The 22,387-nt window shown below is 75.1% G+C and carries 15 protein-coding genes and 1 pseudogene; 10 read left to right on the top strand and 6 right to left on the bottom strand.

Going from position 1 to position 22,387, the window contains the following annotated elements; genetic code table 11:
- Window positions 1-124: 124 nt before the first annotated feature.
- Window positions 125-1,000, bottom strand: a complete 876-nt coding sequence (locus tag ACFV04_RS10615; RefSeq protein ID WP_380344905.1) for a universal stress protein — start codon at window positions 998-1,000, stop codon at window positions 125-127.
- A 330-nt stretch (window positions 1,001-1,330) separates the two neighbouring features.
- Between ACFV04_RS10615 and ACFV04_RS10610 the strand changes: the two genes are divergently transcribed.
- Window positions 1,331-3,028: a GAF domain-containing protein gene (locus ACFV04_RS10610; RefSeq protein ID WP_380344998.1), complete on the top strand. Its 1,698-nt coding sequence runs from the start codon at window positions 1,331-1,333 to the stop codon at window positions 3,026-3,028.
- A gap of 135 nt (window positions 3,029-3,163) precedes the next feature.
- On the opposite strand, the gene ACFV04_RS10605 is transcribed toward ACFV04_RS10610, so the two are convergent.
- From ACFV04_RS10605 to ACFV04_RS10585, 5 genes and pseudogenes are all read right to left on the bottom strand, one after another.
- A complete protein-coding gene (locus tag ACFV04_RS10605) occupies window positions 3,164-4,528 on the bottom strand; it encodes a carotenoid oxygenase family protein (RefSeq protein ID WP_380528279.1) in 1,365 nt (454 codons plus the stop codon).
- 139 nt (window positions 4,529-4,667) lie between these two features.
- Window positions 4,668-6,173 carry an MFS transporter gene (locus ACFV04_RS10600; RefSeq protein WP_380528277.1) on the bottom strand — a complete coding sequence of 502 codons (1,506 nt, stop codon included), beginning with the start codon at window positions 6,171-6,173 and terminating at the stop codon, window positions 4,668-4,670.
- 167 nt (window positions 6,174-6,340) lie between these two features.
- Window positions 6,341-8,341: an ATP-binding protein gene (locus tag ACFV04_RS10595; RefSeq protein ID WP_380528275.1), complete on the bottom strand. Its 2,001-nt coding sequence runs from the start codon at window positions 8,339-8,341 to the stop codon at window positions 6,341-6,343.
- A 130-nt stretch (window positions 8,342-8,471) separates the two neighbouring features.
- Window positions 8,472-9,725 (bottom strand): cytochrome P450, encoded by a 1,254-nt coding sequence (locus ACFV04_RS10590; protein WP_380528273.1) that lies wholly within the window; start codon window positions 9,723-9,725, stop codon window positions 8,472-8,474.
- A 382-nt stretch (window positions 9,726-10,107) separates the two neighbouring features.
- Window positions 10,108-10,838, bottom strand: a pseudogene (locus ACFV04_RS10585) (class I SAM-dependent methyltransferase).
- 347 nt (window positions 10,839-11,185) lie between these two features.
- Between ACFV04_RS10585 and ACFV04_RS10580 the strand changes: the two are divergent.
- From ACFV04_RS10580 to ACFV04_RS10540, 9 genes are all read left to right on the top strand, one after another.
- Complete coding sequence (locus ACFV04_RS10580; protein WP_380528271.1) at window positions 11,186-12,742, top strand: AMP-binding protein; 1,557 nt, start codon at window positions 11,186-11,188, stop codon at window positions 12,740-12,742.
- Window positions 12,732-12,998: an acyl carrier protein gene (locus ACFV04_RS10575; RefSeq protein WP_380528269.1), complete on the top strand. Its 267-nt coding sequence runs from the start codon at window positions 12,732-12,734 to the stop codon at window positions 12,996-12,998. Before ACFV04_RS10580 ends, ACFV04_RS10575 begins: the two co-directional genes overlap by 11 nt.
- Window positions 12,995-14,440, top strand: coding sequence for a flavin monoamine oxidase family protein (locus ACFV04_RS10570; protein ID WP_380528268.1), 1,446 nt, complete (start codon window positions 12,995-12,997; stop codon window positions 14,438-14,440). Before ACFV04_RS10575 ends, ACFV04_RS10570 begins: the two co-directional genes overlap by 4 nt.
- A 182-nt stretch (window positions 14,441-14,622) precedes the next feature.
- Window positions 14,623-16,329 (top strand): class I adenylate-forming enzyme family protein, encoded by a 1,707-nt coding sequence (locus ACFV04_RS10565; RefSeq protein WP_380528266.1) that lies wholly within the window; start codon window positions 14,623-14,625, stop codon window positions 16,327-16,329.
- A 6-nt stretch (window positions 16,330-16,335) separates the two neighbouring features.
- On the top strand, window positions 16,336-17,793 hold the full coding sequence (locus ACFV04_RS10560) for a KamA family radical SAM protein (protein WP_380528265.1): 1,458 nt from the start codon (window positions 16,336-16,338) through the stop codon (window positions 17,791-17,793).
- Window positions 17,790-18,839 carry a RimK family alpha-L-glutamate ligase gene (locus ACFV04_RS10555; protein ID WP_380528264.1) on the top strand — a complete coding sequence of 350 codons (1,050 nt, stop codon included), beginning with the start codon at window positions 17,790-17,792 and terminating at the stop codon, window positions 18,837-18,839. Before ACFV04_RS10560 ends, ACFV04_RS10555 begins: the two co-directional genes overlap by 4 nt.
- Entirely contained in the window at window positions 18,836-20,062 is a 1,227-nt protein-coding gene (locus tag ACFV04_RS10550; RefSeq protein ID WP_380528263.1) for an AMP-binding protein, read from the top strand. Before ACFV04_RS10555 ends, ACFV04_RS10550 begins: the two co-directional genes overlap by 4 nt.
- Window positions 20,059-21,399 carry an MFS transporter gene (locus ACFV04_RS10545; RefSeq protein ID WP_380528262.1) on the top strand — a complete coding sequence of 447 codons (1,341 nt, stop codon included), beginning with the start codon at window positions 20,059-20,061 and terminating at the stop codon, window positions 21,397-21,399. The genes ACFV04_RS10550 and ACFV04_RS10545 overlap by 4 nt, the downstream gene beginning before the upstream one ends.
- A complete protein-coding gene (locus tag ACFV04_RS10540) occupies window positions 21,396-22,373 on the top strand; it encodes an SDR family NAD(P)-dependent oxidoreductase (RefSeq protein WP_380528260.1) in 978 nt (325 codons plus the stop codon). Before ACFV04_RS10545 ends, ACFV04_RS10540 begins: the two co-directional genes overlap by 4 nt.
- The last annotated feature ends 14 nt before the right edge of the window (window positions 22,374-22,387 follow it).

Here is a 22,387-nt window from a genome sequence, read left to right as displayed (position 1 = left end):
ACTCCTTCGCCGGAGAGCGGTCCACTCGCGCGACCGCGTGGTCCTCACTACCTCCGAGCCTGCGCGCCCGGCCCGGGCGGGCGACAGGGCCGGACGGCTCCCGCCCGCCGGGGCCTTGGTCACCTCACCCGTGCGGGACGACCGCGACCGGCGCCCCGGCGTGGTGCAGCACCGCGTGCGCGACCCGGCCGAGCCGGGGGCCGACGTCGATCGGGCGGCGGCGCCGGCCGATCACCACCAGCGAGGCCCCGGCGGAGGCCTCGACCAGCGCGCGGGCCTCGCCCAGCCGGACCTCCTCGACCACGTCCACGCCCGGGTACTGCTCGCGCGGCCCGGCCAGGGCGAGCGAGAGCAGCTTGGTCTCCAGCGCCTCCAACTGGCCGATCTCGCCCGCCGGGACGGCCCCGCCCGCGTAGCCGAACAGCGGCGGGAGCTCCCAGCCGTGCACCGCCCGGAGCCGGGCGCCGCGCAGGACCGCCTCGTGGAAGGCGAAGTCGAGCACCTCCTCCTCCGGGTCGTGCGCGTCGACGCCGACCACCACCTCGGCCGTGCCCGGCGCGCTCTCCCCGGTGTCGCGCACCACGACCACCGGCACGGCGCTGCGGCCGGCCACCGACCGGCTGACCGAACCGAGCAGCAGTCCGGTGAAGCCGCCTCGGCCGCGCGAGCCGAGCACCAGCAGCCCCGCGTCCGCGGCGGCGGCGACCAGGCCGTCGACCGGCGCGTCCAGTACCGCGTCGGTCCGCACGTCCAGCTCCGGGTGGCGCCCGCGGATGTCCTCGGCCGCCTCGGCCAGGGTCCGCTGGACGGCGTCCGGCAGGTCGTCCGGCTCGGCGAAGGTGGACACGCCGTCGGTCAGCCACGGCCAGGCGTGCACCAGCCGCAGGGTCCCGCCGCGGCGCACCGCCTCCTCGGCGGCCCAGTGGGCGGCGGCGGCGCTCTGCGGCGACCCGTCGACCCCGGCCAGCACGGTCGACGTCAGCTCGCTTCGCTCGGTCATGAGCGTTCCTCCACGGTGTCGGCACTCGGTGGTTCGGCGCTGGCGGCGGGGTGTCCTGACGCCCCGTCCGCTCCTCCCCCACCCTGGCAGCCGCGTCCGGCGCCGCGACAGAGGCCGCAGGACCCTCGGCGACGGGACGAAAGGCCCGCCCGCGGAGCCTACGACCGACCCCGCCGTACACTCCGGCGACACCCTGCCACTACCGTGAACAGGGCAATCCCGCTGGTCGGACGCCGACCGGGCCGGGTCGGGGGCGGGGGCCCGCCGGGGCGGGACACGAGCGGGACGACGAGGAGGACGACGGTGGGCGGAGCGGACGGCGGCGCGCGGATGCCCCGGCTGCGCCTGGACGAGCTGCTGGAGGAACTCCAGTGGCGGATCGACGCGGCGCGCGGGACGCAGAACCGGGTGCACAGCCTGCTGGAGGCGGTGCTCGCGGTCGGGCGTGAGCTGGACCTGGCGCAGGCGCTGCACCGGATCGTCGAGGCGGCCGCGGACCTGGTGGACGCCCGGTACGGGGCGCTGGGGGTGATCGGGCCGGACGGGCACTCGCTGTCGCAGTTCCTGACCGTGGGTCTGACCGACGAGGAGATGGCCGAGATCGGCCCGCCGCCGTCCGGCCGGGGCATCCTGGGGGAGCTGATCCGCGAGCCGCAGCCGTTGCGCTGCCCGGTGCTGTCGGACCACCCGGCCTCGGCCGGCTTCCCGGCGAACCACCCGCCGATGCACACCTTCCTCGGGGTGCCGGTGCGGGTGCACGGCGAGGTGTTCGGCAACCTCTACCTGACCGACAAGCGCGGCGGGCTGGACTTCGACGAGGACGACGAGGCGGTGATCGCCACCCTGGCGGTCGCGGCCGGGGTGGCGATCGACAACGCCCGGCTGTACGAGGAGGCGCAGCTGCGCCAGCGCTGGCTGCGGGCGAGCACCGAGATCACCCGCAGTCTGCTGTCCGGCGCGCCGCGGCTGGAGGTCGTCGAGCTGATCGCCCGGCGGGCCCGGGAGATATCCGGCGCCGAGCTGGCGGACGTCTCGGTGGCGCTGGCGGGGCCGGAGGAGCGGGCCGAGGAGCTGGCCGTGGAGGTCGCGCTGGGCGGCGCGCCGTCGGCGCGGCTGGGGGTGACGGTGCCGGTGGACGGCACGCTGTCCGGTGCCGCGTACGCCTCCGGTTCGCCGGTCACCAGTGACGAGCTGGCCGGCGACGCCCGGTTCCCGGCCGGTCCGGCGGGCCGTTTCGACGGGCTGGGTGCGGCGGTGGCGGTGCCGCTGGGCACCGGTGCCGGGTACGGGCGGGGTGTGCTGCTGCTGGCCCGGGCGCAGGGGCAGCCGGCCTTCGGGCCGGAGGAGACGGGCCCGCTGCTGGGCTTCGCCGATCAGGCCGCGCTGGCCCTGGAGCTGGCCGAACGGCGGCGTGACGCCGAGCAGTTGAACCTGTTGGAGGACCGCGACCGGATCGCCCGGGACCTGCACGACCTGGCGATCCAGCGGCTGTTCGCGACCGGTATGACGCTGCAGAGCGCGGGCCGGCTGATCGAGAGTCCGGCCGCTGCGGACCGGGTGGCCCGGGCGGTGGCGGACCTGGACGAGACCATCAAGATCATCCGCTCGACCATCTTCGGCCTCCGCGCCCACAGCGAGCCCGACCGCGGGCTGCGCGCCCGGGCGACCAGGGCGGTCACCGAGGCGCAGGGCACGCTCGGCTTCGCGCCCCGGCTGAGCATGGAGGGCCTGCTGGACACCGACGTGCCGCCGGAACTGGCCGAGCACGTGGTCGCCGTCCTCGCCGAGGCGCTCAGCAACGCCGCCCGGCACGCGCACGCCTCCCGGGTCGAGGTGACGCTGCGCGCCCTCGCCGGGCGGGTGGTGCTCACCGTCGCCGACGACGGCGTGGGGGTGCCCGAGGGCGGGCGGCGCAGCGGTTTGCGCAACCTCGCCGAGCGGGCCGAGCGGGTCGGCGGGTCCTTCACGGTCGGCCCGGCGGAGGGCGGCGGCACCCGGCTGTCCTGGGAGGCTCCGGTCGGATCCTGAGGCCCGCCCCGGTGGCCGAGGCCCGCCCCGGTGGCGGAGGCTTCCCCTGCCCCGGGGCTGGGGAAGCCGGCCGGGCGTCCCGGGCGGAAACCCGGGAGCCGTCCGGCCACCGGGTGGAGGCCGGACGGCGCAGGGTCAGGCCCGCAGGGCGCCCGGGCCGTCGTCCGGGATCCAGGACCCGTGGAGGCCCGCGCTCACCCGGTGCGGCAGGTGGACGGTGGCCACCTGGTCGAGGCCGGCGGCGTCCAGGACGACGAGCTGGGCGGCGTCCTGCTTGAGGTCCGTCACGACGGTGAGCAGGTAGCCGTCGTCCTCGCCGGTGGCGTCGGCGGCCGGGACGAACAGGGCCTCGCTGGGCATCCGGGCGTCGCCGATCCGGCGGATGCGACGGGCGCCGGTGACCCGGTCGTACTTGACGACGCCGTAGCTGCCCTGACCCGTCTCGTCGGGGAAGGAGACGGCGTACTGGTAGCGGTTCTCGGCGCCCAGGTACTCCTCGTTGAGGGTCGGGAACTCCACCGGCAGGTCGTCGATGATCCGCTCGTCGACGGTGCCGGCCACCGGGTCGACGACCCAACGGCGGGTGTAGGAACGGGAGACGGGTTCGCTGCCGCGCCCCGGCGCCCCGGTCCACCAGTTCCAGGACAGGGCGAAGCCCTCGCGGTCGACGGTCGGGCCCTCCAGGACGATCCGGCCGCGCGCGTCCTCGTAGGCGTTGGAGACGTGCAGCATGTTGCCCGGCTCGATGGAGAACCACCGGATGTTCCGGGCGCCGTCCGCGCCGCGCGGCATCACGCCGATCCGGGACGGCTGCTCGTCCTTCCAGCCGTACGGGATCCCCGAGTGCTCGGTGGGGTCGAAGGTGACGGAACCCTCGACGAACACCACGTGGCCGCGGGTGATCGCGAAGTCGTGCTTGAGCGAGGCGCTCGCCCCGGGCACCTCCACGCTGTCGACGATCCGGCCCTTGGCGTCGGCGACGTGGTAGGTGAGGAACGGCGGGACGGGCGAGGAGCCGAAGAAGTGCAGCTCGCCGGTGACGGGGTCGACCTTGGGGTGGGCGGTCATCGCGGTGCGCAGCTTCCCGCCGAAGTCGTAGGCCCCGACGGTCTCCAGTTCGGGCGTCAGCTCGAAGGGGAGGTTGGCCTCGCACAGCGCCAGCAGGCGCCCGCCGTGCTCGATGACGTGGGTACCGGCGGCGCTGGCGGTCAGGTCCGGGCCGTGCTCGGTCATGTACGGGGCGCCGTCCAGGGCGGGGGTGCGCACCCAGCGGTTGCGGTACCACTCGGCGCGTCCGTCGCGCAGGCGCAGGCCGTAGACCATGCCGCTGCCCTTGAACCAGTGCGTCGGCGTGACACCGGGCTTCGGGTTGTGGCTGTTACGGACGAGCCGGCCGGTGAGCTCGGGGGGCAGGGTGCCCTCGACGGTCAGCCCGGTGGCGGTGACCTCGTCGACGACGGGGGTGTAGTGGCCGGTCAGGTAGGGCTTCTGGGCCGTCATGGCGGCTTCCTCTCGGTGGATGTGACGGTTGTCCGGACGGTTCCGGGCAGTGGGGTGCGGGTCGGTGGGGTGCGGGTCGGTCCGGATCGGTGGGGTGCGGGTCGGCGGGGTGCGGTGCGAGCCGGTGAGGTCGGCCGGGTCAGGCGGCGGTCCGTCCGACCCGGGGTTCGCGGTGATCGGGCAGCAACGGGGCGGCGTCCGCGACCGCTTTCCCGCCGGCGCACCGGACGAGCAGCGGCGCGAGCAGCGCGGTGGCCGTCAGCACGGCAGCCGAGACCGCGAAGGCGGCGCGGTAGCCGGCGGTGAGCGCCTCCGGGTGGGACCCGTGAACGGCCGCGTGGGCGGTGACGGACCCGGCGAGGGTGGTCAGGACGGCCAGGCCGATCGCGCCGCCCACCTGGCGGGTGGTGTTGACCAGTCCGCCGGCCAGCCCGGCGTCCCGGGGCGGGACGCCCTCCACGGCCAGCGCGGTGAGCTGGACGAAGGCGGTGCCGAGGCCCAGGCCGATCAGGAGGCTGGGGCCGAGGACGTCGGTGGCGTAGCTGCCCTCGGCGCCGATCCGGGACAGCCACAGCAGGCCGGCGGCCTCGGTGAGCAGCGCGGCGGCCGCGGTCGTGGTCGCGCCGAACCGCCGGGCGATCCGCGGCGCCAGCGAGGCGCCGAGCATGTTGGCCCCGGCGAGCGGGAGTTGACTCGCCCCGGTGGCGAGCGGCCCCGATCTGAGGACCTGCTGCTGGTAGAGCGGCAGGAAGAAGAACAGGGCGATCCACACGGAGCCCAGCAGAGCCATCAGGAGGTTGCCGGTGGCCACCCGCCCGGTGGTGAGCAGTCTCGGCGGTATCAGCGCGTTCGACCGGCGGCGCTCGATCACGGCGAAGGCCACGAGCAGGACGACCGCGGCGGCCAGCGCGCCCACGACCCGGCCGTCGCCCCAGCCCTCGCTCCGTGCGGTGGTCAGGCCCCAGACCAGGCAGGTCAGGGCGAGTGTGACGGTGAGGGTGCCGGCCAGGTCGAACCGCCCTGCGCCCCGGTCGGCCACCGGTCCGGCGTCCGCCGGCACGAGGACGACCACGGCGGCGAGGACCAGCGCCGACCCGAGGGCGACCGCGTGGAAGATCCAGGACCAGCCCCACGCCTCGGTGAGCACCCCGCCCAGCAGCACGCCACCCGCGCCGCCCGCGCCGGAGACCGCGCCCCACACCCCCAGGGCCCGGCCGCGCCCCGGCCCGGACGGGTCCTGCGCCAGGGCGAGGGCGAGCGCGGCCGGGGCGATCGCCGCCGCGGCGAGGCCCTGGAGGGCCCGGGCGGTGATCAGCACCTCCGGGGTGGCGGCCAGTCCCGCCGCCAGCGAGGCGGCCGCGAACAGCCCGACCCCGGCGATCAGCACCCGGCGGCGTCCGAGCAGGTCCGCCGCCCGTCCGCCGGCCGGCAGCAGCGCGCCGAACGCCAGGCCGTACGCGTTGACCACCCAGGTGACCGCGCCGTCCGACAGCCCGGTCCCGGCGCGGATCTGGGGCAGTGCGACGTTCACGATCGAGGTGGCGAGCATGACCGTGAACTGGGCTGCGGCGAGTGCCGCGAGCGCCGCTCCCGGTCGCGGGGAACGGCCGGTCGCCGACCCCTTCGGTGTGCGTACGAGGTTCATGCCGCACAGCTTCCGGGCGGGCGCTGTCCACCTGCCAGGGCTGACGGGGACGGGCACTGTCCACCGCTGTCCACACCTGTCCACCGCGCCGTCGGGCACGGCCGGCGGCACGCCCGGCCCGGTGCCCGGCCCCGGGCCCCGCGTGCCGGGCCCCGGGCCCCGTGTGCCTAGTCGGCGCCGTGCAGCTCGCGCTGCCAGAGCGCTTCGCAGAGCAGGTCCAGGCCCTGGCGCAGGTGTCGCCGGTAGGTCCCGTACGGGAGGCCCATCCGGCGGGCGGCCGCCTCCTGGGTGGGCGCGCCGGAGAAGTAACCCGCTGTCAGGGCCTCCCGGGCGCGCGCGCCGCGCGGGTCCCGGGCGAGATCGTCCACGGCCTCGCGCAGCAGCGCCCGCAGGTCCTCGACGGGATCGGCCGAGTCGGCCGCCAGCCGGGCCCGCAGCAGCGCGCAGGCGGCGAACGCCCCGGGGTCGCGCCAGTGCGCCAGGGCCTCCCGCACGGCCTGCTCGAAGGCGCTGCGGGAGACCGCCGACGGCGCCTCCTGCACGGGCACGGCCGTGGCCGAGATGAAGTGCCGCAGCCAGGTCTCGACGGGGACGTGACGCCAGTCGACCCCGAACACGCCGTAGGTGCGATCGCCGACCCGCGGCCGCGCGCCGGTGTCGGTGAGGCTGCCCCTGACCCGCTCGGCCCACGCGTCGGCGTCCTGCCAGACCGCGAAGCCGTAGGCACGGGCGCGGGCCCGGGCGGACTCGGCCTGGGCGCGGGAACTGCTCAGGTCGATGACCCGGGAGGGCACCTGGTACCGCTCGGGGTAGACCGTGAAGCGGCTGATGCCGATGTGCTCGCCGGGGCGCACCGGCGCGGTGGCCTCGGTGTACGCCCACGCCGCGGCCACGACCGGGTCGGCGGCCACGTCCTCGGGGTCGGCGGGGGCGGGCAGGGCGAGGCGGGCGGTGAACGCCACCACGCGGCCGGTGCTCACCAGGCGGTAGACGCTGAAGGCCTGCGGCTGACGCCGCGCCCAGTAGCGGACCAGCTCGGCCGAGGCCGGGCCCTCGGTCTGCTCGGCCATGCGCAGCACCACGTCGAGGTCGTCCGGCTGCAGCGGCCGGTCGTGCACCTCGTCCTCGCGGGACCAGGTGCGCAGGCGGGCCACGATCTCGCCCTCCCGGAACAGGTAGAAGAGCTCGTCGGTGACGGTCCAGACCTGCTCCTCGGGTGCCTCCCGGAGCAGGCGCAGGTACTCCTCGGCGAGGCGTTGGCGCATCGCGACGAAGGCGTTGGGGGCGCGCCAGCGCAGGTCGGCGGCCAGGGTCTCGCGGGCGGCGTCGTGCGGGTGGAGCCCGCGGTGGGTGGACTCCATGAAGGGCAGTCCCCGCAGCCAGCCGAACAGCTGGTGGGCGTCCTCCTCGGGCAGCACCGAGGCGAGGAGTTCCTCGGAGGTCGAGTAGGCCTGCGCCGCCAGCTCCAGCGCGCGGCGGTGGGCGGCCGTCGGCACCTCGCCGATCAGGCCGGAGAGCAGGGTGCGCAGGACGTCGGCCGAGGGCGCCCAGACGTCCTCGCGGCTCCAGTCCGACGCCCTGGCGGCGGCCGCGAGCGACAGCGCCAGCGGGTTGCCCCCGGCGAAGCGCAGCACCCGCTCACGCAGCTGCGGCAGGACCTGCGCCGCGGCCAGCAGGCTCCGCGCCTGCTCCGCGGAGAACGGCTGCAGTTCACGGACCTGCAGCAGCCCGGCCCAGGCGGGATCGGCGGTCCACTGCGGCTGCGGTGCCAGCCGGCCCGCCAGGACGACCAGGGTGTCGTCGGCGGCGCGGGGCAGGAAACGTTGCCACAGCCAGGTCTCCAGCCACTGGCAGTGCTCGAAGGAGTCGACGAACAGGACCGTCCCGGGCACCTCCAGGAACGGCGCGGCGGCCCGTTCGAAGTCGGCCGGGTCCCGGCTCACGAAGCGGCCGTCCAGCTCCAGCAGCGGTCGGCCCGTCGCCCGGGCGCGGTCCGCCATCCGTCGCAGCAGCGTCGACTTGCCGATGCCGCCGGGGCCGACCACGTGGAACACGAACGGGGACTGCGGATCGCCGGCCAGGGCGCGCGCGAAGCCTTCCAGTTCGTCGTCGCGGCCGATGAAGGCCTGGACCCGTGCGTTGCTCAGTCTCTCCTGGACGGTCGCCATGACGGCTCCCTTCTCCGTGTGTCGGTGCCGGACCTGTGGGTGTCCGTCGGGTTTCACGAGTCGAGGCCCGGATTCCGGTCATCCGCGCGGCCGGGTGTCGGGCCTGCCGGGCGTCGGGCCGCTCCGGGCGTCAGACCTGGCCGGGTACGCCGTCGTGGACGGGTACGCCGTGGTGGACGGGGGTGAAGTCCAGCGGCAGGGCGACGGGGCCGCGGGTGTACAGGCCGGTCTCCCGGTAGCGGGAGCCGGGGCTGTGCCGGACCCGGTCGAACAGCGGGAGCAGCAGCGCCGCGACGGTCTCGATCTCGGCGCGGGCGAAGGCGGCGCCGACGCACTGGTGGAGTCCGGTGCCGAAGGCCAGGTGCCGGGCGGCGGCGGTGAACGAACGGGCGGTGCCCAGGTCCGGCCGGTGGAGGTCGAACACGTCCGGGGCCGTGAAGGCCTCGGGGTCGCGGTTGGCCGCACCGGTCATGCAGAAGACGGTGGCGCCCGCGGGGACGACGGTGCCGGAGAGTTCGGTGTCGTGCTGCGCCAGGCGGGGCACCAGCTGGACGGGCGGGGTGAGGCGCAGGGTCTCGGCGACGGCGGCGGACAGCAGGGCCGGGTCCCGGCGGACCTGCGCGAGCTGCTCCGGGTGGTCGATCAGGTGCCGGAAGAGCAGGCCGAGGGTCTTGTCGGCGGGCTCGACGGCGGCCACCAGGACGTTGACGACCAGCGCGGTGACGTCACGGGTGGTCATGGCGACGCCGTCGAACTCGGCCGTGCACAGCGTCGATATCAGGTCGGTGCCCGGGTGCCGGCGGCGCTGCTCGATGACCGGGACGAGGTGGGCCTCCAGCTCCAGGGCGAGTGCGAGGCAGTGCCGGCGGCGTTCGTCGGTCAGACCGACGCTCGTGATGAACTCACCGACCCCGGCCAGCCAGGCGGCGACCCGGGGCCGGTCCTCCTTGTCCAGGCCGAGGACGTCCAGCATCACCTGGACGGCGAAGGGCTTGCCGAAGTCGTTGACGAGGTCGATCCGTCCGGTGGGCAGGAAGGGGGTGACCAGTTCGGCGGCGTTGGCGCGGATCGTCCGCACCTGGTCCTGCAGCGCCGGTCCGGTGAAGGACCGCACGACGATCTTCCGCTTGGCGGTGTGCTCCGCTCCGGTCATCCGGGCGAGGACGGGCCCGCGCATCACGGGCTCGGCGCGCTGCTGCAACGTCTCGGTGGTGAACGCCTCGTGATCCTCCAGCACCCGCCGGACGTCCCGGTAGCGGGAGACGAAGTAGGCGTCCACCGTCGGCTCGTGGTGCACCGGCGCGTGCTCCCGCAGCCACCCGAAGTACCGCTCGGGTGCGGCGTCGAACTCCTCGGACAGGACGCTGAAGCGCGCTTCGGCCATGGGCGGCGGACCTCTCGGGGTGCGGGAGCACCGCGGTGACGAGGTGCCGGTTCCTGCGTCGGGGCGGCCGACGAGGTCATCGCCGGAGCGGGTCGGCGCCCGCCCCTGACGATTGTCGTGCGCACTATAACCCGACGCTCCGGGCGCCCCGGAGGCCCTGCTTCCGCACCAAGGACCGTTCGTACCAGCCGAGTTTCCGCACCGCGGGCGGCCGGGCGCACCGTGGGCGGCCGGGCCGGAGCCGACTCGGTGGAGTTCGTGGACCGCCTCGGGCTCGACCACGAGGTGGCCCAGGACGGCCGGCGCCGGTCCGTCGTCCCGCTCAGGGCGAGGCCGGGCCCGCTCGCGAGGGCGGCTCCGGTCGGGGCGAGGCCGGGCCCGCTCAGGTCCGGAAGGACAGCAGGCGGTAGCGCGGGTCCGGGCGAGGTGCGTCCTGGCCGGGCAGGGCGGCCGGCGCCCGGACGGTGGCCGTCACGTCGGCCGGGTCGGCGCACCACGGGAGGCGGCCGCGCTCGACCGCCTCCCGCCAGGCACGCGGGCTGCGGCCCTGCCCGAGGCCGGTGAATCCGGTCCCGCCCGCGGGGCGCAGGCCCAGGGCGGCCGCCTGCCCCGTCAGCCGGTCGGCGTCGTCGGTCGTCCGCGGCGCGTGCCGACGGCGCAGGGGCGCGGTGAGTTCGGCGAGGTCGCTCGGTTCGGCGAAGCGGCGGCGTCCTTGTCGACGGTGGTGATCAGCACCCCGCCGGGGCGCAGCACTCGGCGGGCCTCCGCCAGGACCGGTCCGGCCGCCGGGAGCAGGTGGAGCAGCCGGACCAGCACCACGGCGTCCGCACTGCCGGTCCGGACCGGCAGCCGGGTGACGTCCGCGCGGGCCGCCGCGCCCGGGAGGCGCCGCGCCGCAAGCCGCAGCATCCCGGGCGAACGGTCGATCCCGAGGACGGCGCGGCCGGGTCGCCGCAGCCGGGCGGTGACGATGCCGGTGCCGCAGGCCACGTCCAGCAGTGTTCGGACGCCCTGCGGCAGCAGTCGTTCGACGGCCGTCGCGGCGGCGGCCGCCCGGGGTTCACCGCCGCGCGAGGCGTCGTACGCCCGTGCCTCGGTGTCGTAGTCGAGCATGTGGCGCCCCCTTCCGTGCGGTAGTGAAGCGAACCGGCGGACGCCGGGGCAAGCCCTCCGCTTGTGTTCGGCCCGGCAGGCGGTGCGGACGGGGAGGGCGTCGGGGATGCCCGGCTGACGTTCCGTGATCGGTGGTTTGACGCAACGGCACTTCGTGACATCTCGTCAGATCGCTTCTGCGGCACCGTCCTCACCCGAACGACCACAGCGGCCGCAGGTGGTTCACAGTTCCGTCACGGCCCCTTGGAAGAACACCCTCAACATCCATTGTCGCCACGCATGTTCGAAGGTAGAGTCGCCGTTCGCCGAGCACGGATGAGCACTTCTCGGCTCCATTTGGGGCGGGCATGTCAAATAATCGTGGTTCCCTCCGGGTCGTCCCCGACCTGATCGACGTGTTCAGTGAAATCGCACGTCGAAATCCCCGTCGTCCGGCGATCGTCCACAACGGACACGCCCTGAGTTACGGCCGGCTCCTGGAGTCGGCGAACGCCCTGGCCACACGCCTGGGCCCGGATCCCGGCACGGTCGCCGTGCCGGCGCTCCACACCCCGGAAACGGTGGTCGCACTTCTCGGCGTGCTGGCCGCCGGGGGCACCTATTGCCCCGTCGATCCGGCATTCCCGACGGCCCGCCGACAAGCCATGGCGGCGGCCGCACGGTGCCGTTCCGCGGTGTCCGGACGATCCGGTGACGTCCTCCGACTCGACCTCCCATTACGGGAGTTACCAGAGCCACCCGAATTCACCGGGGACCCCCCGGGACGCCCCCCGGCGAACCCCGCCGGGAACGACCCGGAACAACCGGCCTACATTCTCTTCACGTCGGGTTCGACCGGGCAGCCGAAACCCGTCGTGACACCCCGCCGGGCCGTCACGACCACGGCCCGGGCCCTGGGCGAGCTGTTCGGCCTCACCCCCGAGGACCGGGTGCTCCAGTTCGCCTCGCTCAACTGGGACACCTGCTTCGAGGAGATCCTCCCGGCCCTCACCACGGGCGCGGCCCTCGTCCTGGACCGGGACGCGCACAGCGGGTCGTTCCCCCGGCTCCTGCGGATGGTCGAACGCGAACGGATCACCGTGCTGGACCTGCCGACCGCCTTCTGGCACGAACTGGTCCACCACCTGGTCGACTCGGGCGACCGACTGCCGTCCTGCCTGCGCCTGTTGGTGATCGGCGGGGAGGCCGTCGGACCGGCCCGACTGGCCGACTGGGCCCGGCTGCCCACCGGCGCGGTCCGGCTGCTGAACACGTACGGCTGCACCGAGACCACCCAGATCACCCACGCCGTGGACCTCGCCGGCCCGCTGGCGCCCGGGCGGACCTGGGACGGCACCACCCGCGCGCCGATCGGCCGCGCCCTGCCCCACGTCGTCGAACACCTCGACGAACGGGGCGAGTTGCTGATCGGCGGGCCGGCCCTCGCGCTCGGCTACCTCGGCCTGCCCGAGGCGACCTCGACGCGGTTCACCACCCTGGACGGCGGGCGGTTCTTCCGCACCGGCGACCGGATGAGCCGCGGCCCGGACGGTCTGCTCACCCACCAGGGCCGCCTGGACGGCGAGTTGAAGGTCCGCGGCATCCGGGTGGACCCGGCCGAGGTCGAGGCGCACCTCACCGGCCACCCCGAGGTCACCGCCGCCGCCGTCACCGGCACCACGGCGGCCGGCCGCACCACCCTGGTGGCGTACGTGGTGGCGCGCCCGCACACCCGGACCCGGCAGCTGGACCGCGAACTGCTGTCCTACCTGCGGGACCGGGTCCCCGGCCACCTGGTACCGGGCCGGATCACCCTCGTGCCCCGACTGGTGCACACCCCGAGCGGAAAGATCGACCGGGCCGGCTGCCACCTGCGCTACGCGGCTTCCCCCGACAGGTCGAAGGAGACCTCCCATGAGCACTGACCTCACCACCCCCGCCGGCCCGAACACCGGCACCGGTTCCACGGCGGACGACCTGGTGGCCGTCTTCCGGCGCGTCCTGGAACGCGAGGACGTCACCGCCGACTCCGACTTCTTCGACCTCGGCGGGGACTCCCTCGTCGCCACCCGGGTGCTGAGCGCGGTCGCCCGCACCCACGGCGTCGAGTTGACCTTCGACGACTTCCTGCTCGCCCCCACCCCGGCCCGCCTGGCGCACCGCATCGCGACCACCGCATGAGCGAGGCCCACAGACGCCAGGGCCACGGACGCCAGGACCACAGACGCGAGGGCCGCCGGGGCACCGCCGTCGTGGTCGGCGCCGGACTCGCCGGGCTGACCGCGGCGACCGGACTGGCGGCGCGCGGATTCGACGTCACCGTCCTGGAGGCCCGGAACCGGGTCGGCGGACGCATCCACGGCATCGAAGCCGCCCCCGGCACCTGGGTGGACGGCGGCGCCGCCTACCTGGGCGACCGGCACACCGAACTGCTCGCACTGGCATCGGAGTTGGGTCTCAAGACCACCCCCACCACGATGCTCGGCGCCAGCCGCTTCGCACTCGATCGCGACCCCGATCCCGACCCCGATCCCGACAGCGCCCCGGCGGACCGGACCGGCACCGACACGGTCACCGGCACGGCCACCCGGGACGGCCGGTTCCCGCCGCTCAACGCCGTCGCCCTCGGCGACCTCTTCGAGCGCCTGGCCCAACTCACCGCCGCGGTAAGGCCGGAGGCCCCCTGGCTGACCCCGGACGCCGAGCGGCTGGACACCCTGACCGCCGCCGAGTGGGCCGAGCAGCACCTCTCCCACCCGGACGCCCGGCTCTTCTTCCCGCTCTTCCTGGGCGAGATGTGCGCCGCCGACCCCGCCGACGTCTCCGTCCTGCACCTCGCCTTCTACCTGCGCTCCGGCGGCGGTCTGCGCTACCTCAACGCCTTCGCCGGAGGCGCCCAGCAGGACCGGATCGACGGCGGCGCCCACCGGCTGTGCGAGCGGCTGGCCGAGCGGCTGGGTGAGCGGGTACGGCTGGGCGAGGCGGTCCTGGCCGTCCACCAGGACGACCGCGCGGTGACCGTCCGCAGCGACCGGAGCGCGTACCGGGCGGACGTCGCGGTGATGGCCCTGCCGCCACTGCTCGCCGACGCGATCGCGTACGAGCCCGCCCTGCCGGTGCCCCGGGCCGGGGAGCGCACCGCGCGCGGCTGCGCCGTCAAGGTCCACCTGGTGTACCCGGCGCCGGTCTGGCGCGACCACGGCCTCTCCGGCTGGTCGGTCAACGCCCGGGGGCCGCTGCTCTCCACCGTGGACGACTCCCCCGAGGGCGGGATCGGCGTCCTGACCGGCTTCGTCACCGGTGCCGAGGCCCACCGGTTCGGCGCGCTCACCCCGGAGCAGCAGCGCGCCGAGGCCCTCGCCCAGGCCGGGCGGCTGTTCCCGATGCTCCCCGAACCGGTCGGCTTCCACGTCACGGACTGGCTCGACGACCCGTTCAGCCGGGGCTGTTACGCCGCGCTGCTGGGGCCCGGGGACTGGACCCGGCTCGGCCCCACGCTGACCGCGCCGCACCGCCGGGTGCACTGGGCCGGCACCGAGACCAGCACCGCGTTCTTCGGGCTGATGGAGGGCGCGATCCGCTCCGGCCACCGGGTGGTCGCCGAGGTCCTCGACCGCGGCTAGGGCTTGTCCGACCGCACTGACACCTTCGCACCACTCCCCGCCACCGCACCTCCGCACCCCCTCACCCCCTCACCCCCGCGCGCGCACGCCCCGACGGGCCCGCGGGCAGCTCCCCCCACCCCTCCCCCAGGCGCCGGTTCCACGAGAACCCCGCGCCCGGCACCCCACGTCCGGAGACCGCCATGAGCGACCAGAGTCCCATCGCGCCCCTCGCCGCCCGGGAGCGGCTGATGACCGAGCCCGCCCTCGGGGCAGGCAACTTCCTCGACCACGCGGTCGCGGCGAACCCCCACCGGTCCGTCCCGTCCGTCTTCACCCACCGCACCGACCACCGCGGTGAGGTCGTGCTGCGCGGCCACAGCCTGCTCGACCTGGTCGCCCTGCGCGACCGCTACGCCGCCTGGTACCACGCCAACGGTGTGCGCCCCGGCGAGCCGGTCGCCGTCGTCATCGCCGAGGGCCTGGAGCCGCTGCTGCACTTCCTCGCACTCACCTCGCTGGGCGCCGTCCCCGCCCTGGTCAACGACGCGATGCGGCACGACGTGATGGTCCGCTACCTGGACCACGTCGGGGTGGTCGGGGTCGTCGCCGACGACACCACCCGGCTGGCCGCCGCCTACCGCGAGGACCCCGGGCGCCGTCCGCGCTTCCTCGCGCTCGCCGCCGAGGTGCGGGCCTTCGACGCCACCGCCGTCGAGCTGCCCGCCGAACACCCGTACCGGCACGGCGCCGACGACGTGGTGGCGCTGATCCACTCCTCCGGAACGACGGGCACCCCCAAGTCCACCATGCTGGCGCACCGCGGGTTCTGGGACGGCAAGCAGCCGCGCATGGTGCGCTTCCCCGCCGAGCCGTACGACCGGCTGATGTCGCTGATGCCGCACACCCACGCCGGCGGCCTGAGCTACTTCCTCACCGCCGTCCTGCTGGGCCTGCCGGTCGTGGTGATGTCGGACTGGCGGCGCACCGTGGTGGAGCCGGTGATGGAGGCGTTCCAGCCGACCATGGTCGCCTCCTTCCCGCGCACCTTCGTCGAACTGGCCACCGGGGAGCTGCCGGTGCGCGGCGCCGCCCGGGTCCACTCCTGGTTCAACACCGGCGACAGCGCGCACTTCGGGCACGTCCGCCGGCTGGTCACCCTCGGGGAGCGGCCCGCCGGGCTGATCCGCCCCTGGCTGCTGCCGCAGCAGAAGGCCGAGCAACCCGCCCTGCCCGGTTCGCAGTTCGTCGACGGGCTGGGCTCCTCGGAGATGGGCATGGCACTGTTCGGTCAGGTCACCACCCCGGAGAGCGCGCGCGACGACCGCTGTGTCGGCAAGCCGCTGGAGGTGGTCCACAAGGCCGCCGTCCTGGACCTCGACGGCTCCGAAGTCCCGGACGGGACGGTCGGGTTGCTCGCCGTGGACTCCCCCTCCCTGACCCCGGGCTACTGGAACGACGAACGGCTGACCGCGAGCTTCGAGCTGTCCGGTTACTGGCTCACCGGCGACGTCGCCCGCCGCGACGCCGAGGGCCGCTACTACCACCTCGACCGCACGGTGGACGTCATCGACACCGCCGCCGGCCCGGTCTACAGCCTGCCGATCGAGGAGGTGCTGCTGGCCGACTGCGCGGACCTGGTCCGGGACTGCTCGGTGGTCGGCGTCCCGGCAGGCCCCGGCACGGGCCAACACCCCATCGCCGTGGTGCAGTTGCAGGAGGACGCCGCCGACACCGACGCCGACTCGGTGCGGGCCGCGGCCAACGGGGCGCTGGCCGCGGCCGGGCTGACGGCCCTCGCCGCCGTCCGGATCGCCCGGACGGCGGCGGACTTCCCGCTCGGCCCGACCGGCAAGGTGCTCAAGCGCGAGCTGCGCACCCGCTACGCCACCCTCCTCACCGGCCAGTAGACCACCATGGACCACCCCGTGATCCGCCAGCCCTACCAGTACGCGCGGACGGCGCTGGTCGAGCCCGACTGGCGCCGGCTGCCCGGCTGGCGGCAGGTCACCGAGGCGCAGTGGCGCGACGCCCAGTGGCAGCGCGCCCACTCCGTCAAGAACGCCCGCCAGCTGCGGGCGGTCGTCGGCGACCTGCTCACCGACCGGTTCTACGACGAACTCGCCGCCGACCAGGACGACTTCGCCACCATGCCGATCCTGCTGCCACCGCAGGTCCTGAACACCATGGCACCCGGTGCCCCGGCCACCCCGGCCGCCTTCACCGAGGCGTTCCTGGCCGACCCGGTGCGCCGCTACATGCTGCCGGTGCGCGCCGACCGCCACCCGCGGTGGCCCAGCCACCCGCTGGCCGAGCGGGACTCGCTGCACGAGGCGGACATGTGGGCGGTCGAGGGCCTGACCCACCGCTACCCCACCAAGGTGCTGGCCGAGCTGACCGCCACCTGCCCGCAGTACTGCGGGCAGTGCACCCGGATGGACCTGGTCGGCACCTCCACCCCCCAGGTGGCCAAGACCCGGCTGCTGCTGCGCCCCGCCGACCGGCAGGAGCAGATGCTCGACTACCTCAAGCGCACCCCTTCGGTGCGCGACGTGGTGGTCTCCGGCGGCGACGTCGCCAACGTGCCCTGGCCGCGCCTGGAGTCCTTCCTGCTGCGGCTGCTGGAGCTCGGCTCGGTGCGCGACATCCGCCTCGCCAGCAAGGCCGTGGTGGGTCTGCCGCAGCACTGGCTGCAGCCCCGGGTGCTGGAGGGAGTGGCGAAGGTCGCCGGGATCGCCGCCGGCCGCGCCGTCAACCTGGCGGTGCACACCCACGCCAACCACGTCCGGTCGGTCACCCCGCTGGTCGCCGAGGCGGCCCGGGCCCTGCTGGACGCGGGCGTCCGGGACGTCCGCAACCAGGGCGTGCTGATGCGCGGCGTCAACGACACCCCGGAGGACCTGCTGGACCTCTGCTTCGCCCTGCAGGGCGAGGCGAACGTCCTGCCGTACTACTTCTACCTCTGCGACCTCGTCCCGGGCGCCGAGCACTGGCGGACCCCGCTGCACCGGGCGCAGCACCTCCAGGAGGCGATCATGGGCTACCTGCCCGGGTACGCCACCCCCCGCCTGGTGTGCGACGTCCCGCGCGTCGGCAAGCGCTGGGTGCACCAGGCGGTGGAGTACGACCGCGAGCGCGGCATCTCCTACTGGACCAAGAACTACCGCACCGGCCTGGACGCGACGCCCGACGGCGACGGCGACGGCCCGCAGGCCGCGCTCGACCGGCGCCACCCCTACTACGACCCGGTGGACACCCTTCCCGAGTCCGGCCGCCGCTGGTGGACCGGGTCGTCCGCCGCACCCCACCCGGCCGGCCCGTCCCACCCGGCCGGCCCGACCCGCACGCCCGACCCGGCCCGAGGAGCACGATGAGCGCCCACCCCCCGACCGGCGGACTGCGCCGGATGTGCTGGATCTTCCCCGACCGGGAGTCCTCCCGGATGGCCGAGATGTGGCACGGGTTCTTCTGGGACCTCTACGCCGAGTGCGCCGCGGACCTCGGACTGCGCTGGAGCCGGCACGCCCCGGAGGCGGTCTCGGTCGACGCCACCGGGCCGGGGCGCCCCCGGGTGTACGTGGACGACGAGCCCGTCACGCCCGAGGACACCCTGTTCATCACCGCGCTGTACTCGCTGCCGTACCAGTCGATGGACGTCTTCAACCAGTACGCGCTCTACGCGGTGCTCGAACAGGCCGGTTTCTACCTGCCGTTCCCGCCGCAGCTCTCGCTGATCGGCAACGACAAGCTGGCCACCCTGCTGTTCCTGGCCGGCTCTCCGGTGCCGACCGTCCCGACCGTGCGGATCGGGACCGGGCGCGACACCGGCAAGCACGTCTACGAGGTCGCGCTCGGGACCATGACCTACCCGGCCATCGTGAAGCCCTCGGGCTGGTGCGGCGGCGGCGGGATCAACCTGGCCCGCGGCCCCGAGGACGTCCGGGGGCTGGCCAGCCTCGCCCAGGGCGGCGACACCACCCTGGTGGTCCAGCCGTACCTGGGCGACGGCACCGTCGACTACCGGGTGTACGTGATCGACGGACAGCCGTACGCGGTGATGAAGCGCACCCCCGAGCCCGGCTCCCCGGTCGCCAACGCCAGCCGCGGCGGCACCATGGAGTTCCCCCCGGTGCCGCCCGAACTCGCCGCCGCCACCGCCTGGTTCGCCGAGCGGCTGCCGATCCCGTTCTTCTGCGTCGACTTCCTGTACGACGGCGAGCGGTACTGGTTCTCCGAGCTGGAGCCGGACGGCGTGATCGCCCCGGACCTCACCGACCCGGAGCGCACCCTGCAACGGGACGTCACCCGGGCCCGCTTCGCCGCCTGCCGGGACGGCCACGCGAAGTGGCTGGCCGACGGCGCCCGCCCGCTCACCCTCGACCTCACCCCCTCCCCCGCCCACCGGACGGACCGCCGATGACCGCCTTCTCCCTCTCCCCCGAGGCCGCCGGGCCCCGGCTGCCCGTGGCCCGACGCACCCTGGAGCGGCTGCGGAGCGTCCCCGCACTGGCCCCGCGCTACCCGAGCCACCTCGACGCCGGGTCCCTGGAGCAGCTCGCCGCACTGCCACCGCTCGCCAAGGACGATCTCAACACCGCCCTCGCCCACCTGGAGCCGGCCGCCGAGCACTCCGCCACCTGGCTGTTCCAGAGCGGCGGCAGCACCGGCGCCCCCAAGGTCGGCTACGCCCCCACCGGCTTCTACATGGCCGGTGTGCACGCCCACTGGCAGCCGCTCGACCGCACCGACGTGTTCGTCAACGCCTGGGGCGCCGGGCGGATGTGGGGCGCGCACTTCCTCGCCGCCGCGCTCGCCGACCTCTCCGGCTGCCGGATCATCGCGCTCGGCTCGGTCGCCGGGGAGGAGTACGGCGACTGGCTGGCCTTCCTGGCCGCGCGCCGGGTGACGGCCATCGGCGGCACCCCCAGCGTGCTGCGGCTCTGGTTCGCGCACGCCCGGGCCGCCGGGGTCGAACTGCCCTCGCTGCGCAAGGTGTTGTGGCTCGGCGAGGCCTGGCAGGAACAGCTGACGGAGGACCTGGCGGCGGTGGCGCCGCAGGCGCGCCGCTGGGGCATGTTCGGCAGCACCGAGACCTGGGTGGTGGGCACCAACACCCCGCACTGCCCGGCGGACGTCTTCCACCCGCTGCCGTCCCAGCTGGTGCACGCCGACGCCGGAGGCCTGCTGGACTTCACCACCCTCGACCCGGAGATGCTCAACCCGGTGCTGCGCTACCGCACCGGCGACGCGGGCGAGTTGACCGCCTGCCCGTGCGGCCGGCCGGAACCGGCGATGCGCGTCCTGGGCCGGCGCGACAGCGTCGTCCAGGTGCGCGGCCTCGGCCTGGACGTGGACGAGCTGATCGCCCGGGCGGAGCGCGAGCCGGGCGTGGCCCGGGCCCAGGTGGTGCTCACCGAGCAGGGCGGCCGGGCCGCCTCCGTGGAGGTCCTGGTGCTGGCCGCCGGCCCCGGTGCCGCCCCCGACGTCGAGCGGCTGCGCAAGGAGCTGTTCGGCGCCACCTTCACCCTCAGCACCGCCTTCCAGCACGACCCCAGGTCCTTCCGGGTGCGCCCGGTCGGCGAGCTGGTCAGCAACGGCCGCACCGGCAAGACGGCGGCGCTGGTCGTACGGGAGGAGTCGTGACGGCGGCACCCGCGGCGGACGCCGCCCGGGGCGGCGCGCAGCCGCCCGCCCGCCCGGCGCCGCTCGGCCGGAGCTTCTCGGTGTTCTGGGCCGGACAGAGCGTCAGCCTGGTCGGCGACAAGGTCACCGTGTTCGTCGTCCCGACCCTGATGATCTTCGTGCTGCACGCCTCCGCCCTCCAGGTCGGTGTGGTGGCGATGGCCCAGTACCTCGGGATCCCACTGCTCGGGCCGGTCGCCGGGGTGCTGGTCGACCGCTGGGACAAGCGCCGGACGATGCTGGTCTGCGACCTGGTCCGGCTGGTCGCCGTGGCGGCGATCCCGCTCGCCTACGCGCTGGACGTGCTCTCCACCCCGCTGCTGTTCGGCTGCGTGGCCGTCATCAGCGGCGCGACCATCGTCTTCAACGTCGGCTACCTGGTCGCCGTCCCCGCCGTGGTGCCCGAGGACGGCATGGTCCGCGCCTACTCCCGACTGGAGGGCAGCGGCTCGGTCGCCGAGGTCGCCGGGCCCTCCGTCGCCGCCGCCCTCTACGGCGCGCTCGGCGTGGCCGCCCTGCTGGTCGACGCGGCCAGCTACCTCGTCTCGGCGGCCTGCTTCCGCTCGATGCGCCCGTGGGGCGAGCGGACGGTCGAGGCGGGCTCGATCCGGGAGCGGCTGACCAGGGGCTTCCGGCTCAACTGGGCCGACCCGGTGCTGCGCCGGGTGGTGCTGGCCGCCGTCACCCTCAACTGCGGCGGGCCGGTGTTCGTCACCGTGCTGCCCGTCCTGGCCTACCGCGGCCTGGACGTGCGGGTCGGTGTCTTCGGCGCGGCCATGTCGGTCGCGGCGGTGGGCGCGCTGGCCGGCGCACTGGTCGCACCCCGGCTCTCCCGGCGCTTCGGCCTGGGCCGCACGATGGCCTGGTCGCTGCTGCTGCACTGCCTGGTCGGACTCGGCGTGCTCGCCGCGCCCGCACTGCCCGCCGGACCGGTCATCGCGGTGACCATGGGCTGCTACGGCTTCTTCATGTCCTGCATCAACGTGTGCAGCGCCCCCGCCCGGCAGTCCCGGATGTCCGCGCGCAACCAGGGCGTGATGCACGCCGCCTTCCGCACCGTCACCTGGGGCGTGATCCCGCTCGCCGCGCTGGTCGGCGGCCTGGCCGTCTCGCTGCTCACCGGCCCGCTCGGGATCCTGGACGCCGCCCGGGTGGTGATGGCCGGCGGCACCCTGCTCGCCGCCTGCTCCTTCCTCCCCGCCCTCGGCCTCCAGCCGCTGCTCGACGCGGCCGAACGCGAGCGGGCCGCCGAGGCCACCGCGTCCGCTCCCGCAGCGCTCCCGGAGGCCGGCGCATGACCGACCCGCACACCGGCCCCACCGACCTCGCCGACCTCGCCGACCCCACCGACCTCGCCGGCCCCGCTGCCCCTACCGACCTCGCTGCCCCTACCGACCTCACCGAACCCGCCGGGCGGGTCCTGCTGATCACCGGCACCTCCTCCGGCATCGGCCTGGCCACCGCCGTCGCCGCGGCCCGGGCCGGGTACACCACCGTCGCGACGCTGCGCGAGCCCGACCGGGCCGGGCCGCTGCGCGCCGCCGCCGAGGCCGCCGGGGTCACCCTGGACGTCCGCCGACTGGACGTCACCGACCCCGCCTCCGTCACCGCCTGCCTGGACGCGGTGCGGGCGGCGCACGGGCGGCTCGACGCCGTCGTCAACAACGCGGGGGTGTCCAACTCCGACCCGACCGTGGAGATGTCCACCGACGCGGCGCTGCGCGCCAACCTGGAGGTCAACTTCTTCGGCGTCGCCGCGGTCAGCCGGGCCGCACTGCCGCTGCTCCGCGCCTCGGGCGGCCGGCTGGTCACCCTCGGCAGCGTGCACGGCGTGGTCGGCCAGCCCTTCAACGAGGCGTACTGCGCGGCCAAGTTCGCCGTCGAGGGGTTCATGGAGGCACTCGCCCCGGTCGTGGCGGCGCACGGCGTCCTGGTCTCCGTGGTGGTGCCCGGCTTCGTCCCGGACACCCGGTTCGGCGTCTTCCCCGACATCGACCGGACCACCCTCGGCGCCGCCTCCGGCCCGTACGCGCCCACCTTCGCCGGCTACCTCGACTGGGTCGGCGGACAGGGCTGGGAGTCGGCCGGCCAGCCGGCCCGGGAGGTCGCCGAGGTCGTGGTCCGGACCCTGCGCGAACGGCGCCCGCCGTTCCGGGTGCCCACCGGCCCGTGGGCCGCCGACTACCTGGCCGCCAAGCTCGCCGACCCCGACGGCTCCGCCGTCCAGACCCTCGCCCGGACCTGGCTCGGGCAGCCCGCCCCCGCCGTCTGACGTCTCCCTCCCCA

Source organism: Kitasatospora sp. NPDC059599 (genome assembly GCF_042735125.1).
In the GTDB taxonomy this organism is placed as follows: domain Bacteria; phylum Actinomycetota; class Actinomycetes; order Streptomycetales; family Streptomycetaceae; genus Kitasatospora.
The sequence above is the reverse complement of the archived record's forward strand: the minus strand, read 5'-3'. Positions and strand labels throughout refer to the sequence as shown.

What these genes read in the sequence shown, in the direction of transcription:
- ACFV04_RS10615 (WP_380344905.1), bottom strand. Translation starts at nt 1,000, where the DNA reads ATGACCGAGCGAAGCGAGCTGACGTCGACCGTGCTGGCCGGGGTCGAC.
- ACFV04_RS10610 (WP_380344998.1), top strand. Translation starts at nt 1,331, where the DNA reads ATGCCCCGGCTGCGCCTGGACGAGCTGCTGGAGGAACTCCAGTGGCGG.
- ACFV04_RS10605 (WP_380528279.1), bottom strand. Translation starts at nt 4,528, where the DNA reads ATGACGGCCCAGAAGCCCTACCTGACCGGCCACTACACCCCCGTCGTC.
- ACFV04_RS10600 (WP_380528277.1), bottom strand. Translation starts at nt 6,173, where the DNA reads ATGAACCTCGTACGCACACCGAAGGGGTCGGCGACCGGCCGTTCCCCG.
- ACFV04_RS10595 (WP_380528275.1), bottom strand. Translation starts at nt 8,341, where the DNA reads ATGGCGACCGTCCAGGAGAGACTGAGCAACGCACGGGTCCAGGCCTTC.
- ACFV04_RS10590 (WP_380528273.1), bottom strand. Translation starts at nt 9,725, where the DNA reads ATGGCCGAAGCGCGCTTCAGCGTCCTGTCCGAGGAGTTCGACGCCGCA.
- ACFV04_RS10580 (WP_380528271.1), top strand. Translation starts at nt 11,186, where the DNA reads ATGTCAAATAATCGTGGTTCCCTCCGGGTCGTCCCCGACCTGATCGAC.
- ACFV04_RS10575 (WP_380528269.1), top strand. Translation starts at nt 12,732, where the DNA reads ATGAGCACTGACCTCACCACCCCCGCCGGCCCGAACACCGGCACCGGT.
- ACFV04_RS10570 (WP_380528268.1), top strand. Translation starts at nt 12,995, where the DNA reads ATGAGCGAGGCCCACAGACGCCAGGGCCACGGACGCCAGGACCACAGA.
- ACFV04_RS10565 (WP_380528266.1), top strand. Translation starts at nt 14,623, where the DNA reads ATGAGCGACCAGAGTCCCATCGCGCCCCTCGCCGCCCGGGAGCGGCTG.
- ACFV04_RS10560 (WP_380528265.1), top strand. Translation starts at nt 16,336, where the DNA reads ATGGACCACCCCGTGATCCGCCAGCCCTACCAGTACGCGCGGACGGCG.
- ACFV04_RS10555 (WP_380528264.1), top strand. Translation starts at nt 17,790, where the DNA reads ATGAGCGCCCACCCCCCGACCGGCGGACTGCGCCGGATGTGCTGGATC.
- ACFV04_RS10550 (WP_380528263.1), top strand. Translation starts at nt 18,836, where the DNA reads ATGACCGCCTTCTCCCTCTCCCCCGAGGCCGCCGGGCCCCGGCTGCCC.
- ACFV04_RS10540 (WP_380528260.1), top strand. Translation starts at nt 21,396, where the DNA reads ATGACCGACCCGCACACCGGCCCCACCGACCTCGCCGACCTCGCCGAC.